Source organism: Cellulosilyticum sp. WCF-2, assembly GCF_003990395.1.
Classification (GTDB): domain Bacteria; phylum Bacillota; class Clostridia; order Lachnospirales; family Cellulosilyticaceae; genus Cellulosilyticum; species Cellulosilyticum lentocellum.
This window is the reverse complement of the sequence record NZ_CP034675.1, coordinates 4,316,224-4,331,360: the sequence shown is the minus strand read 5'-3', so window position 1 is coordinate 4,331,360 and position 15,137 is coordinate 4,316,224. Positions and strand designations below refer to the sequence as shown.

Annotated in this window: 16 protein-coding genes; 12 read left to right on the top strand and 4 right to left on the bottom strand. The window is 36.2% G+C overall.

The window, feature by feature from the left end:
• Positions 1-7: 7 nt before the first annotated feature.
• The 3 genes from EKH84_RS19645 to EKH84_RS19635 form a co-directional block, all read right to left on the bottom strand.
• A complete protein-coding gene (locus EKH84_RS19645; RefSeq protein WP_127067607.1) occupies positions 8-1,471 on the bottom strand; it encodes a DUF6937 domain-containing protein in 1,464 nt (487 codons plus the stop codon).
• Positions 1,471-3,834: a glycoside hydrolase family 2 TIM barrel-domain containing protein gene (locus EKH84_RS19640; RefSeq protein ID WP_243118618.1), complete on the bottom strand. Its 2,364-nt coding sequence runs from the start codon at positions 3,832-3,834 to the stop codon at positions 1,471-1,473. Before EKH84_RS19640 ends, EKH84_RS19645 begins: the two co-directional genes overlap by 1 nt.
• A 118-nt stretch (positions 3,835-3,952) precedes the next feature.
• Complete coding sequence (locus tag EKH84_RS19635; RefSeq protein ID WP_127067605.1) at positions 3,953-4,513, bottom strand: TetR/AcrR family transcriptional regulator; 561 nt, start codon at positions 4,511-4,513, stop codon at positions 3,953-3,955.
• A gap of 274 nt (positions 4,514-4,787) precedes the next feature.
• Here EKH84_RS19635 and EKH84_RS19630 point away from each other — a divergent pair, with 274 nt between their 5' ends.
• The 11 genes from EKH84_RS19630 (at position 4,788) to EKH84_RS19580 (ending at position 13,627) form a co-directional block, all read left to right on the top strand.
• On the top strand, positions 4,788-5,357 hold the full coding sequence (locus EKH84_RS19630) for a GNAT family N-acetyltransferase (RefSeq protein WP_127067604.1): 570 nt from the start codon (positions 4,788-4,790) through the stop codon (positions 5,355-5,357).
• A gap of 32 nt (positions 5,358-5,389) precedes the next feature.
• Positions 5,390-6,247: an AraC family transcriptional regulator gene (locus EKH84_RS19625; RefSeq protein WP_013658288.1), complete on the top strand. Its 858-nt coding sequence runs from the start codon at positions 5,390-5,392 to the stop codon at positions 6,245-6,247.
• Positions 6,248-6,370: 123 nt separating this feature from the next.
• On the top strand, positions 6,371-7,357 hold the full coding sequence (locus tag EKH84_RS19620) for a serine hydrolase domain-containing protein (protein WP_127067603.1): 987 nt from the start codon (positions 6,371-6,373) through the stop codon (positions 7,355-7,357).
• 159 nt (positions 7,358-7,516) lie between these two features.
• Positions 7,517-8,365 (top strand): PhzF family phenazine biosynthesis protein, encoded by an 849-nt coding sequence (locus tag EKH84_RS19615; RefSeq protein WP_127067602.1) that lies wholly within the window; start codon positions 7,517-7,519, stop codon positions 8,363-8,365.
• A 346-nt stretch (positions 8,366-8,711) separates the two neighbouring features.
• Positions 8,712-8,942, top strand: a complete 231-nt coding sequence (locus EKH84_RS19610) for a hypothetical protein (protein WP_127067601.1) — start codon at positions 8,712-8,714, stop codon at positions 8,940-8,942.
• A gap of 895 nt (positions 8,943-9,837) precedes the next feature.
• The gene (locus EKH84_RS19605; RefSeq protein WP_127067600.1) at positions 9,838-10,380 is read left to right on the top strand and encodes a flavin reductase family protein; all 543 of its coding nucleotides are present in this window, start codon (positions 9,838-9,840) and stop codon (positions 10,378-10,380) included.
• Positions 10,381-10,584: 204 nt separating this feature from the next.
• Positions 10,585-10,830 (top strand): hypothetical protein, encoded by a 246-nt coding sequence (locus tag EKH84_RS19600; RefSeq protein WP_127067599.1) that lies wholly within the window; start codon positions 10,585-10,587, stop codon positions 10,828-10,830.
• Positions 10,827-11,225, top strand: coding sequence for a MerR family transcriptional regulator (locus tag EKH84_RS19595; protein ID WP_127067598.1), 399 nt, complete (start codon positions 10,827-10,829; stop codon positions 11,223-11,225). The genes EKH84_RS19600 and EKH84_RS19595 overlap by 4 nt, the downstream gene beginning before the upstream one ends.
• Before the next feature lie 136 nt (positions 11,226-11,361).
• A complete protein-coding gene (locus EKH84_RS19590) occupies positions 11,362-12,324 on the top strand; it encodes an aldo/keto reductase (RefSeq protein ID WP_127067597.1) in 963 nt (320 codons plus the stop codon).
• A 62-nt stretch (positions 12,325-12,386) separates the two neighbouring features.
• Entirely contained in the window at positions 12,387-12,869 is a 483-nt protein-coding gene (locus tag EKH84_RS19585; RefSeq protein ID WP_127067596.1) for a flavodoxin, read from the top strand.
• A gap of 65 nt (positions 12,870-12,934) precedes the next feature.
• Complete coding sequence (locus tag EKH84_RS19580) at positions 12,935-13,627, top strand: carboxymuconolactone decarboxylase family protein (protein WP_127067595.1); 693 nt, start codon at positions 12,935-12,937, stop codon at positions 13,625-13,627.
• A 145-nt stretch (positions 13,628-13,772) separates the two neighbouring features.
• Here EKH84_RS19580 and EKH84_RS19575 read toward each other — a convergent pair whose 3' ends face one another.
• Positions 13,773-14,120, bottom strand: coding sequence for a winged helix-turn-helix transcriptional regulator (locus EKH84_RS19575; protein ID WP_127067594.1), 348 nt, complete (start codon positions 14,118-14,120; stop codon positions 13,773-13,775).
• 154 nt (positions 14,121-14,274) lie between these two features.
• On the opposite strand from EKH84_RS19575, the gene EKH84_RS19570 reads away from it, so the two are divergent.
• Positions 14,275-14,820: a flavodoxin family protein gene (locus tag EKH84_RS19570; protein ID WP_127067593.1), complete on the top strand. Its 546-nt coding sequence runs from the start codon at positions 14,275-14,277 to the stop codon at positions 14,818-14,820.
• Positions 14,821-15,137 lie beyond the last annotated feature (317 nt).

Sequence of the window (15,137 nt, the reverse complement as noted above, 5' to 3'; positions counted from 1 at the left end):
TTATTTATTATTTATTTTTCTGTTTCATTGCCAGTTCTACCACTTTATAAGCACCATCATAGAGTTCCATGGATTTGTTACGTTTGATGGATTCACACATGGTTGCAAGAAAGGTGTTATCTTTATAAAATAAATTAATCATCTGCAAGGTATGTGGTATGTCACGGCATTCTAGTGTACCGTCTCCCATTTCAGCAGAGTGGATAGCACCCCACATTTCATGTTTTCCCACTCTTTTTATAAAGAGCTTTGGCACAGGATAAAATGCAAGCTCACTAGGCTTTGTTACGAGTACATCACAGCTTCTCATAAGCATATTCGTACAATAAACAGCTTCGAATATATTGTGATGATAGAATGCATGGATGCCTGTGACAGGTCCTTGAAGAGCTTGATTAGCAAATGCCTTGGTATCTTCCCAGTTATCAAAATGTTCTATGGCATAGGTAGATAAATCCGGTATCTCCTTAATCAAGGCTTCCCATACATTTTTGTAATCACCTACATTGATATAAAGAACAGCTTTGTTTTTTGCAATGGCAGGTAGTACATGCTTGATAATAGCAGCAAATATTTCTTTTTGCGCTCCTGCACCACCGATTGTTAGAAGAAAACGCATAGGTTCTTTATTGGCTTTTCGCTTCATACGCGCATCACAGTCTGCTTCTATATTTGAGACTAGTTCATGGTCAATATAGTGTCCGGTGTAGACTAAAGAATCAGCAGGAAGTACATGGCAAGTTGATTTTTTTTGCATACCATTGCATATGCGGTAACCCTGATAGGCATTCCAGCACTGAACCGTGTGAATGCTTCCTTCAGCAAAATGAAGTGCCATTGGCCAATTGTCAGGGATAGCATTAATAACCTTTTTCATGCCACTATGTACTGCAGCTTGTGATGGCCATACATGAGTACCTATAAAAGGCATATCTTTGGGGATGTTGGCAAATACAGGAGCCATAAGTTCCGCGTTCTTTTGGTCGGAAGCATTATAGGCAAGTGCACGGAAGCCTTCGTAATTCATGGGTTCCCATACTAGCTTATTAAACAGAGAAAACTTAGAAAGCCTTGAGCCTAAAGAATACAATTCATTTTGAGCACTTATCACCTTTGTACAGGTAGTAGAAGGATAGGCGTTCAAATCCATCCAGTAGGGTGTATAACCCATGGCATGTACTGCTGATGCCATTGCCATAGCAATTCGGTAATGCCCGAATCCCATACGAATATTGCCGATAATAATGCCTTTATCCCTGTCAAAGGTACCACTGGGATCTTTAGGGTCTACTATAATATTCTTGACTCCAAGTAAATCTCCGATATAGGGATTTTCCTCAATAGCAATTTTATAATCGGCGTTAGAATCATCCCCAAACTTTTTTAAATAGTTGTTCTTGGATCTTACTGCTTTCTTATAATCCCTTGATGATATGGGGTTTCCAAATATTACTTTTGATTTATCCTCCATTATAATCCTCCATTCTGATTGGCATTATTTTTACAAGTCACATGAAATGTAAAGGTGGCTGGCTCTGTTTCTGGAATAGAAATAGTGACACTTCCCTGTCCCTCAGAACCGATGGTCTTAACGTAGCATCCGCTGTACCCCCCTTGAAAAGGGAGGATGTCTGGTCCGATTAATGCGATAGCTCCTTCACAGGTGATGTGTGCGTAGCCTGAATAATAGGGAAGAACATTACCGTATTCATCTGTAGCAGAAAGCCTTATAGAAGCTACATCATAGGTATCGCTTTCCGTTAGCATTTGAGTATTGGAAGTCCCCTTTAATTGGACGCTAGTCATTGGGGCTTTGGTGATAGATTTAACGACCTTGCCATTTGTAATGGCATCAAACCTATAGGTAGTAGCCGTGCCGCCCCAGTCTCCGATGTATTGATTATACAGCCTCAAGGCATCTGCTGGTTTCATGTGGTATATAGCCATAAGTGCTAGAGCTTTAAGCATAAGTCCCAGCGTCATACAATCTGCTCCTTTTAAGGCATAAGCGTTAAGCAGGTCTTTTACTAGAGCTTCCTGTCTTGATGAAAAGTGTTCTTGTTTGCCCATCTTATCACCTATAAAATCATTCATAGTAATAGGTCCATGGGATAAGTGACTATAGGTGCTGTCTCTACTAAAGAATTCCTTAATCAATTCATCATTTTTATAAAACCTTACTGAATCTGCATTGGTGTAGATATAAATATCTCCTCTTATACAGCCAGGATGTTCGCCTATATCCATGGAGGAACTAATCTCTAGTACAGGATTTCTATTACCAAGAGCAGCATATACATAAGCAGCAGGCTTTGGATTGCGGAACATATCCATAACACCGTGATAACATATTCTATCTCCACTACCGAAGTCACGGTGAGTATTATAATCAAACATGCACCAGCCAAAGGAACCGGCTATCTCATTTTCTGAGGCAACTGCATCAAGAATATTGGCGTGACGTCTGGCATGTTCCCTTTTGTGTGCCTCATCATCATAGGTTTTAGTAGGATACATATGTCCACAATATTCGGTAATAAGATAAGGTCTATGGTTATCCGATGTAACCTTTTTCTTTGGCTGACAGCCTCTTTTTACGCCATCATGTATAAAATCGTTATAGGTATAGACATCCTCTAATAAGTGGCTATGAGCTATTGCCCTGACACCTCCAGTAGGACGTGTTGGATCTGCTTCGTGAGCAGCCTTATTAGTAGCAAGATAAAAGGCATCGTCATCCTGGGACTCATTTATTCTGACACCCCATAATATGATGGATGGATGATTTCTATATTGTCTGACCATATCTGTTGTATTGATTACCGCCTGCTTTTTCCATGTGTCATCGCCTATATGTTGCCAACCAGGAATCTCAGTAAATACCAGAAGCCCTATTTCGTCACATCTTTGTATGAAGTGATGTGATTGTGGATAATGGCTGGTTCTTACCGCATTTACACCAAGCTCGTTTTTCAAGATATCTGCATCCAGTTTCTGCATTGAAGCAGGCATGGCATAGCCTACATAAGGATAACTCTGGTGCCTATTGAGCCCCCTGATCTTTAACTTGCGTCCGTTTAAATAGTAGCCGTCTTTCTTAAATTCAGAACGCCTGAATCCTATTGTCGTAGTCACTGTGTCCAGTAACTGGGGCGTTTTTTGCGACATGTCATACAGACGAGTGACTAATTGATAAAGCACAGGGGTATCTATATCCCACAGACTGACATTGTCTACCGTAAATTTCGGATGACAGTCTGAACAGGTGTACGTTGCTAACGGTGTTTTTTCTTCAGATGTACTGTATAATAGTTGTTCTAATTTTACTGGGACATCAATGGCGGATAATGTAATATCACTTGAGAGCTGGGCAGAAACTTTTGTATCTAAGCGGATAGGTTCTGTTTGATTTATTAAGATTTCTGGTTTCACAAAAATATCTGCAATGTGAAGCGTTGGCTTATGCTCTAAATAGACTTCACGGTATATCCCACCAAATGTCATATAATCTATAACATGACCAAAAGGTGGCTGATTTAATTGCTCATGGGAATCAACCTTTACGACCAGTACATTTGTTTGGCCGTACTTTACGCTAGAACTTATATCTACTGTAAATGCTGTATAGCCACAATAATGGGAATATATTTTGACGCCATTCACAAATACATCAGCTTGATGTGCAACGCCTTCAAATGTCACAGCTACATAATCACCTTCCCAGTTTGCTGGAATATCCAGTTCTGTTTTGTACCAGCATGTCATCTGATAGAGGTTTTCATCAAAGTAATGAAAGGGTGTTTCTTTGCAGGTGTGTGGAAGTCTTACTTTCAAGCCTTTTGTAAATCCGGGTTTATGAAGCTCAGGTGAATAGTGTTCTGTAAAAATCCAATGATTGTTTATATATTTTTTCATTAACACACCAACCTTTCGGTTTAAAAAATGGAATCTGTCAATCTACAATAATGCCTCTTGTAAGCGTTTTAACCGTTTCTTTCAATGCCTGCTGATAAGTGATGCTATTTTTCTCAAGCAGGTCTCTTTTTAGAAATTGTTCTAGTGTAGCTTCAAATATTGTTTTGATGATAATGGGGTGTATCGGGCGAACCACTCCTTCTTGCATCCCCTGTTCTAAGAGGGCAATTGTATTTTCCCAACCATTTTCAAGGCGCTGTTCAATCTGTGAATATACCAGAGGATGCTTATCCTTGATAAGATATAACTGGCTGAAATCCAGATTTTGATAGCAGTCAGGCAGAACGCCTAAAATAGTTTCTATCTTCTCCGCCGTATTTAAGCTGCTATCCGAAAGCACTTTGTTCTCGCTGTCTTTAATGCCATCGAAACAATAATCCACCATTTGTAGTAGTAGAGATTCCTTGTCATTAAAGACAGAGTAAATCGTTTTCTTGCTAATAGATAATTCTTTCGCCAAATCATCCATGGTAAACTTAATGCCTTTTTTATTAAACACAGTAATACATGCTTCCAATATACTTGTATGTAAATCCATATTCGTATCCTCCTAGGAAACTAAAAAACTATAATTGGTTTCCTAGTTTTCATTGTATCACAATCAATTTTTACTTCAATTCACCAAAAATTATAATAAATTAATTATTATTTTATGCAATTTAACGAGTTTTGAAAAATAATTACAGGAAAGACGGTAGGTTTAGCAAAATAGAAATACCATTTTAGAGTAGGAGAATGAATAGACAAGCGTATCAATAAGTATTATATTGAAATTAAATTGATAAGTCATAGTTACCATAGGAGATAGAGGTATGCATATAGAAACAGAGAGATTATCCTTAAGAGAAATGAATGAAAGTGATTTTGAGGCTCTTTATGCTGTTCTTGCCGATTCAGATATTATGGAACATTATCCCTATACTTTTGATGAAAAAAGAGTGATGAATTGGATTGAGAAAAACAGAGAAAGATATAAGATTTTTGGATTTGGATTATGGGCAGTCATACTCAAGGCAACAGGAGAAATGATAGGTGATTGTGGTTTGACCATGCAACTTATAAATGGTCAGATTAAACCTGAGATTGGATATCATATCCGAAAAGACTGCCAACGACAAGGGTATGCAAGTGAGGCAGCCAAAGCGAGCAGGGATTGGGTTTTTAAGAATACACCCTTCAATAGGATCTATTCTTATATGAAATATACAAATGTTGGTTCATATGCCACAGCACTTTCAATAGGGATGCATCAAGTTGATGAATTTATAGATAAGGAAAACGAGATTACAAAAGTATATGCCATCACTAGAGAGGAATGGGAGAAGGAAGCTATTCGGACAAAAGAAGGCACAATAAGTCGGGAAAGGAATCTTTTGAAGTAATAACATAGAGACATAGCAGGGAGGTAGAAACTATGGAATGGATAAAAAGTATTAGCGAAGCTATCGATTATATTGAGGAAAATCTTACGGATGAACTGACCATTGAAAGGATTGCAAGTCATGCGCTCATCTCACCCTTTTATTTTCAAAAAGGATTTTCCATGCTTTGCGGCTTTACTGTGGGTGATTATATTAGACAACGTAGGCTGACACTTGCCGGCAGTGAACTTGTTTCCTCGGATACAAGGATTATTGATATTGCACTCAAATATGGCTATGAGTCGCCAGATAGCTTTTCAAAAGCTTTTACACGTTTCCATGGTGTTACACCTACAGCTGTACGAAAGGATGGCGCAATGATTAAATCGTTTGCTCCACTGAAAATCTCATTTACTTTGAAAGGTGGTTTTACTATGGAATACAAAATTGTTGAAAAAGAGGCATTTACGGTTATAGGTGCACAGAAAAAGTTTAAGTATGATGATGCGAAAACAGAAATTCCAAAGTTTTGGACAGAACATTATCAAAGTGGTAAAGGGAGTATCGTTTGTGGCATGTATGGCGTGAATATGGATGAAAGTATGGGAGACAAGGAGTTTGAGTATCTGATAGCAGACGATTACAATGGGAGAGCAGAAATACCGGAGGGCTTTGTTACGAAAGTAATTCCTAGCTATACATGGGCTGTTTTTCCTTGTAGAGGAGCAATGCCAAAAGCAATGCAGGAGGTTAATCAAAAAATATTTTCCGAATGGCTACCAAACTGTAAAGAGTATGAATTTGCGGCAGGATATTGTATCGAAATGTATGGTGATGCCTCTAAGTACAAAAATGGAATAGAGGATGATCATTACTATAGCGAGATATGGATTCCGGTAAAAAAGAAATAAATACAAGAATGTAAGTTAAGCATATGGCGAAAGGTTTAAAATAGTACTTGAAAAGCATTTTTAATGGATATATCCTTTGTTTTAAGGATATATCCATTAAATTTTATAGGAGAGTTTAATGATATGAATAAAGAAAAACTTAAAGAGTTAGAGAGTAAAATAAATAATGAATATGGTAATATTGCAGGAGTAGTTGTACTTAAAGATGGTGAAATGCGATACGAAAAGTATTTTAATGAGTGTACAGCTGATAGCAGGATCCATGTTTATTCAGTGTCAAAAAGTATTATTTCGATATTGATAGGGATTGCAATAGACAAAGGATACATCAAAAGTGTCAATCAAAAAGTATTGGATTTTTTTCCTGATTACATAGTAAAAAAGGGGGAAAAGACCATACAGAATGTTACCATTAAAGATTTACTTACAATGACCACCCCATATAAATATAAGCTTGCACCCTACACCTACATTAAGTATTTCATGAGTGATAATTGGTTGAAATTTACGCTTGATTTATTGGGAGGTAAAGGACAAATAGGGCAATTTAGGTACACACCTATTGTAGGACCAGATATTTTGTCTGGTATTTTAATGAAAGTAACTGGACAAACGGTGCTTGAGTTTGCAACAGATCATTTATTCTCACCGCTTGGAATTATTGTAGAGCGTAATATATTTTTTCGAACCGCAAAGGAACAAAGTGCATTTAACAAAGCTACTAATATCAGCGGTTGGGTTGCTGATGCATCTGGTTTGAACTCTGCTGGATGGGGACTTACCCTATCTTCAGTAGATATGGCAAGTATAGGTAAGTTATTGTTGGATGACGGAGTTTGGAATGGAAAGCAAATCGTATCGACAGAGTGGATAAAGGAGAGTACCAAGGTACATAGCCGATGGGAGGAAGCAAATCTTTTATATGGGTATTTATGGTGGATTATTGATGATGGATTTGCAGCAATTGGAGATGGTGGAAATGTCATATATGTAAACAAAAAGAAAAATATAGTGATTTCGATTACCGCTCTTTTTAAACAGAATGTCACAGATAGAATAGAATTTATTAAGGAGTATATTGAACCAATCTTTGAGAATTGTATATCATGATGGTCTTAAAGCTTTGAATTGGGATGACAATAGTTTTGTTTTATTGTATGATAAATATATTTTATAGAGAAAATTCTGACTAAATTTAAATCAGCTATATTAGTTAGATGAAGAAAACTTCAAATCTCAAGAAGAAAAAATATAGGGGAGAATAAGAAAATGAGATATTATCATGTAGATGTATTTTGTAAAGGGGCTTTTACTGGAAATGGACTAACAGTTATGATACTAGAAGAATTTTTGACTAGAGAAAAGATGCAAATAATAGCCAAAGAATTTAAACAGTTTGAAACAATATTTCTTGTACGTCTTGGAGAGAAGGATTTTCAGGCAAGAATTTTTACAGTAGAGGAAGAGCTTGATTTTGCAGGTCATCCTATATTAGGGGCAGCAGCAGTTATACATCAAGCATATTTCATAGAGGATAAGAAGATAGACATTTCGTTTCGATTAAATAAAAAAGTAGTACAAGTAGAAAGTAAAAAGGAGGAGGGAGGATTTAAGTGCTTCATGAATCAAGGGAAAGTAGAGTTTATGAAGCGAATAGATGAAAATTGCTATATGGAATTAATAGAACCACTCAATTTAGGTCAGGAGAATCTTTCAAAAGAATTTCCTCTAGAAGTTGTATCGACCGGTCTTCCATATTTATTAGTGCCAGTTGTATCAGGTTTAGAAAAGGCTAAAATCAAAACTGAGGATTATGAACAAGTGCTTGCGAATATAGGGGCAAAATTCGTATATATATTTGATGTAAATGAAATAGAAGGTAGAACATGGGATTCAAGAGGACTTGTTGAAGATGTTGCAACAGGAAGTGCTGCTGGTCCCGTGGGAGCATACTTATATAAGTATAAAGTCTTTTTGGAATCTGAAGTAATTTTATTAAGGCAAGGACGCTTTTTAGAAAGAGACAGTGAAATTGTAATTAATAAGAAAAAGCAGACGGATGAAATGATTGTAAGTGGCCAAGTGTGTATTGTAGCAGAAGGAAAAGTGAAAATATAGAACGATAATGAGGACTTAGAGGTATGTAAAGAACATATTTTGCATACGGATCATTTAATACTAGAAGTAGTTAAAGGCTACGAACGAGAATTAACAAGATTAGGGCTAGAAGGAGTTGATAATACAACAGATATTATTCGAACAATAATAGAAAGACACAATCATTAATAGTTGACTATGTAGAATGAGAAATAGTAATTATCGTTCTTGGAACGGCTAGATAGTATAGTGTATTAAAATTCTTTATAGAGAAAGTGATAAGTAAGCCTAATTTTGGGAATAATATACACAAGTAACTGTATGTAATGGAACCTATCAACACTGTATTGAAGAAGGAGCACAGATTGTGACAAGAGTACAACTTATTTTCGCGTTTATATGTCAGGTAGTTATAAGATGGGGTATTCTACGAATTGGGCTTCTTGTCATAGGGTGGTCTTGGTATAATGGAGAGGGAGATATAGCAGTAAGCTGTATGGCTTCAGTTATTCTTGTTCTAGTGTATATTTTATTGTTCATCTACGAAGCCATTGTAACCTATAAGGAGTATAAAAAAATTAAAAAGCCAGAGGAATAGATACAATCGTAAAGTCTTTTTGCATTTGTATTTTTGACAATACCTTTGAAATATGGCATTCATTTGCCTACATATTATTGTGCCTTTGATTTTTCCAAAAAGACTCTGGCATAGATATTCTTTAAACTTTATCGGTGGATTTCTATTTTCTTCTCCCCAGTCACACATAGCATATAAAATGGGGATTGTGAATTATAATAATGAAGTAGGTATAAAGAAAGCAGTAGCATTAGCAGATTGTATTTAGTATTGAAAAATTAGAATCTGTGAGAATTTTTGAGTATATCTTATTTGGAATGCTTTCATATATTTACCTTAACAAGCTATACTAGAAGGAGTTTTAACTAGGAGATAAATAATCCAGAATATTTAGTGATTTTGTATTTTGGAGACTATGTAGCAGGGGACTGTTACTGTGGTTTTGCTATAAATGACAATTGGAGAATAGTAGAGATATATGATGATTTTCAAATTCGAATAGCAGATGAGAATTTTGAGGGCTATATTAAAAGTACAATCAGCAAATATATTAATACAGTAACGAGGTGATTTATTTAGCCTTAGAGTGGTTAGATATTGTTGCAGATTAGAAGGGTAAGATAAAAAAGAATAAATAAAAAACGCCTAAGTCATGCGATGCCTCCTATAAGTTAGATTTTCAGGTCTAACTTATAGGGGGCAGTTCAGATCGCTCATTCTTAGGCATTTTTTTATTTATTTTTATAGGGCGGAGCCCGTGTAAAATGACTCTTTACATAAGGCTTTCGAAGCAATTTTAAATCCTGTTGTTACCTATAAATATTATAAAAAAGTACTTGCCCTGAACCCAACTTAAGGGTTTATGCTATGGGAAAAACAAAAAACATAACTCAAATAAGGAAAGGTAAATAAGAAAATGAAGAAAAATATTGGAGCAGCACTTGCATTATACCCATCACCATTAGTTGTAATAGGAGCAATGGTAAATGGAAAACCTACCTGGACACTGGTAGCACATGCTGGAATCATGGGCCACGACCATGTGATGGTCAGCCTTGCACAGCCACATTATATTAATCAGGGAATTAAAGAAACAAAAGTATTATCTGTAAATATCGTTACAGAAGATTGGCTTGCAAAAGCTGACCAAATGGGATGTATCAGTGGAAGTAAAGAAGATAAATCAGAAGCTTTCACATATACACTTGGTGAAAAGGGTGCACCAATGATTGACGAGGCACTTGTTACTATGGAATGTGAAGTAGAGGATACATACGGAACAAAAGGATTTGATAATTTCATTTGCACAATTGCAGGAACTTACGTTGATGAAACTGTTCTGAATGATGCAGGAAAAATTAATTTTCATGTATTAAAACCTGTATTATTTGAGATGCCAACTTACGAATATTTCAGAATGAGTGATGTGATTGGAAAGTGTATGAAGATTGGAAAATAATGTTTGTTTGTTTCAAATAAATGATAAGAAGGTATTGACTTAGAGTAAACTCCAAGGAGTAGTATAATACTAACATCAATGATATGAAGAGGATAATTTGTAATTTACAAGATATCAAGAAAAAGTCCTTGACCTTGAGTTAGATTAAAGGATTAAGCTGTTTTCATGAGCTGGAAAATGTCAGTCTAATATAGTGGAGGAAGTATGGTCGGGCATTTTGAATGTTTCAAAAATGAATGTTTTCTAGTAGAAGATGATCCATGGTTTCCATGGGGAAATGCTTACCTGTGCCGAAGTGGTATGAGTGTAAGAATTGTTTCAGGAGAATATGCTGGTGAACTGGTAGTGTATTACGAAAATTTTGGAATGCCATTTCTGGAAGGAAGCTATTTTAAAATAGAAGATTTTAATGGAATGGAAGTGGAATGTATGGAAGGAGAGTTAATATGACAATAAAAGAAGCATCAGAAAGGACCGGAGTGTCCATTGATAATTTAAGATATTATGAAAGAATTGGTCTTTTACCACCAATTCCACGGAATGCATCAGGAATCAGAGAGTATGATGAACGGGCAATTCACTGGATTGAGTTTGTAATGAAATTCAAACAGGCAGGGGCCTCTCTAGAAGCCATTATTGAATATATTAAGTTAGCTCATTCTGAAAATAATACGAAAGAAGCCAGAAAAGAAATTCTAATTGAGGTAAAGCAGGATCTGGAAAGTAGGATTGAAAAGCTTCAGAGATGTCTAGAAGTGGCAGAATATAAAATCGACAATTATTATGACCTCTGTGAACCAGTAACAAGAGAGATGATAGAAGAATGGAAAGGTGGAGAGTGCTAGGATGAGAAAAAAACAGCAGATAATCGGTAGACAGATTCAAGGGTGTAAAAACTTATTTTTATACGATATACGAAATGATAGGTTTTGAAAAAATTTGTGTGGAATAAGAATATAAAATAGATAGGGAGAGAAAAAAATGGAATATGCAAAATTAGGTGATTCAGGTATTGAGGTATCGAAGCTTTGTGTGGGTTGTATGAGTTTTGGAAAAGCATCAGAGGATTATCATCAGTGGACATTAAATCCAGAGGAAACAGAAGTAATTGTAAAGAAGGCATTGGAGCTTGGAATCAATTTCTTTGATACAGCAAATTGCTATTCACATGGAACGAGTGAAGAATATTTAGGACGTGCACTTAAGAATAATGTAGTAAGGGACAAGGTAGTAATTGGAACCAAAGTTTATTTTAATGAAGGTCATCTTTCAAAAGAAGCAATCAATAGGGAAATCGATGGTTCCCTAAAGCGTCTTGGAACAGACTATGTAGACCTTTATATCATACATAGATTTGACTACAAAGCACCAATAGAGGAAACTATGGAAGCTCTGGATAGCCTTGTGAAAGCTGGCAAAGTACGTGCTCTTGGGGCATCCGCTATGTATGGTTATCAGTTCATGAAGATGCAGTATGCAGCCGCGCAGAACGGATGGACAAAATTCGTATCCATGCAGAATCATTATAATCTTCTTTACCGTGAAGATGAAAGAGAACTGATTCCAGTTTGTGATGAAATGAATGTTGCAAGAACACCATATAGTCCGCTTGCAGCAGGGCATCTGTCTCGTCCTACATGGAATTCAGAAAGTAAGCGTAGTGCTACAGATAAGATGGCACCACAGAAATACAATGCAACTATGGAAAGTGATATGAAGATTGTAGACCGTGTTGCAAGACTTGCAGGAGAGAAGAATGCCACAATGACACAGATAGCGCTGGCTTGGCAGTATGCCAAAGGTGTAACCGCACCTATTATCGGTGGCACAAAAGCAAAGTACTATGAAGATGCAGCAGGATGCTTTGATGTGAAATTAACGGCAGAGGATATAGCTTACCTTGAGGAATGTTATGTGCCACATGCTGTTGTAGGCGCGATATAGGATGATAGATGGGGAAATTCAATGATATAAAACATTGTTTAAAAATATGAGGGGGAAAAGAAATGAGTAAAAAATTAGTAGCATATTTTTCAGCAAGTGGAGTAACAGAAAGAGTAGCAAAAAGACTGGCAGAGGCTGCAGAAGCAGACCTTTATGAGATCAAACCAGAAGTACCATATACAAATGCAGATCTGAACTGGAATGATAAAAAAAGCAGAAGCAGCGTAGAGATGAATAATCCATTATCACGACCAGCTATTGCAACCAATGTTGAAAATATGGAGCAGTATGACACTGTGTTTGTGGGATTTCCAATCTGGTGGTATGTGGCTCCAACCATTATCAATACATTTTTGGAAAGCTATGATTTTGCAGGGAAAAACATTGTACTGTTTGCTACTTCAGGCGGCAGTGGACTAGGAAACAGTCAGAAGATGTTAGAAGTAAGTGTAACACCAACAACAAAATTTATACCAGGAAAGAAACTCTCAAGCAATGCACAGATAAGCGAACTTGCAGCATGGGTCAAAGGCTTAAATCTATAAAAAAAGGGATATAAAAAGAACTAAATAAGTATAAAATAAGTTTTTCTTAGAAAGGACAATGAATTGTGAAAATCACAGAATTAAAAATATCAGATCCTGAATTTGCAGAACGATTCGAAGCATTTGCAAATGAAGAAGTTGTAAATGAACCAGGCATAGAACTTGAGGAAAAGACCAGATATCTTGCAATATTAGCAACATTGCTTGGGTGTCAGGGAATAGAAGCATTTAAAGTAGTACTTAAGGAAGCACTTTATGGTGCGGTTACACCGGTGGAAGCAAAAGAAGTAGTTTACCAAGCAGTGGATTATCTTGGTATGGGAAGAGTGTTTCCATTTATTAATGCTACAAATGAAGTGATGACAGAACTAGGCATCGAACTTCCATTATCAGGGCAGACAACTACTACCATGGAAAACCGTGTGGAAATGGGTGAACAGGCACAAGTAGATATTTTCGGAGAGGGAATGAAAGGCTTTAGTAAAGGCGGACATATCAATCGCTGGCTTTCTGGTAATTGTTTTGGTGATTACTATACAAGAAAAGGACTTGACTTAAAACAGCGTGAACTGATTACCTTCTGCTATATTGTAGCACAAGGAGGATGTGAGCCACAGCTTATTGCTCATGCAAAAGGAAATATGAACCTTGGAAATGATAAGGAGTTCCTGATGAAAGTGGTATCTCAATGTTTGCCATATATCGGCTATCCAAGAAGCTTGAATGCCATTACCTGCATCAATAAAGCAGCAGAATAATCACCTTAATTCATGGCATCCACATCCTCCTTCAATCGAGCTTAGACAACGTAAACTTACCATTATTATTTACACTTGAAAATTCTACTATTTCGCGGATAATCTCTTGAATTTCGATAGACGATACATCTTTTGTCATACTTCTTTAAATTTTATTGGTGGGTTTTCTATTTTCTTCTCCCCAGTCACACATAGCATATAAAATGGGGATTAATGACTTGCCTCGTGAAGAAAGGCTATATTCAACTTTGGGAGGAATTTGAGGATACTCGGTGCGGATAATGAGCTCATCGGATTCTAATTCTTTAAGCGTAATACTCAATGTTTTGTATGAAATAGTTCCAATAAGGCGTTGTAGCTGGTTGTATCTAATGATATTAAATTCAGCTAAGCAATACAGAATAATCATTTTATATTTACCACTAATAAGGGATAGCGTATAACTAAAACCAGTGTTTTCTAACTTTATCTGTGGTATATGATCATGGTTCATACTTTGTTTCTCCAGTCTAAATATATTTTACACTATCTTAAAGGTAAGTATCGTACGACAATGTACGTACTTGTATTTAGAATAGTATTTGATAATATTATATTACAATGAATTTGTGTACACAATTAAAAAAGTATAAACAGGAGATTATAGTATGAGCAAAAAAATAGTGGTTTTAACAGGAAGTCCAAGGAAAAATAGTAATAGTAGCAAAATGGCAGAGGCATTTATAGAAGTAGCAGAGAAAAAATACAACGATATAGTACGTTTTGATACAGCGAATATGAAATTAGGTGGTTGTCGTGCTTGTGAAACCTGTTTTTCAACAGGAAAAGCGTGTACATTTGATGATGACTTCAATATGATTGCGCGAGAAATACAAGTAGCAGACATGATTGTTTTTGCTATGCCTGTTTATTGGTATTCTATCCCCTCTCAGATTAAAACAGTTATTGATAGGTTATTTTCTTTTTGTGTTGGAGGAAAAGATGTTTCTGGTAAAAAATGTGCACTTATTACTTGCTGCGAAGAAAATGATATATCAGTTATGGATGGAGTAAAGGTTCCTTATGAAAAAAGCATTGCTTTATTAGGTTGGACATCTGTTGGCGAAGTACTTGTTTCAGGGACAAAAAATGATGTGAATTTTAATAATGAAGCAGGTATAAAGAAAGCAGTAGCATTAGCAGATTGCATTTAAAATCAAACATTTATAACTATTAGATATACTACCACGATTAGAGTGGTTTGAACTATAAAATGATAAGAAGAACAACAAAAACGCCTAAGCCATGTGTAATAACCACATGACTTAGGCGTTTTCTTTTACCAGCCTCCAAGCTTAACTTCTATAACTACCTGACATACCTATCAAGGGGCATGGAGTAGCTCCTCAGCACTTACATGACTAATCTTGTAAGAACATCAAAGATAGTTATAAAAGTCAAACCAATGAGTGAGGAGCTCCTTAAAAGTCTTGGCCGGTGCACCCTTATGATGAGGAAGCTAAGGCTTTAA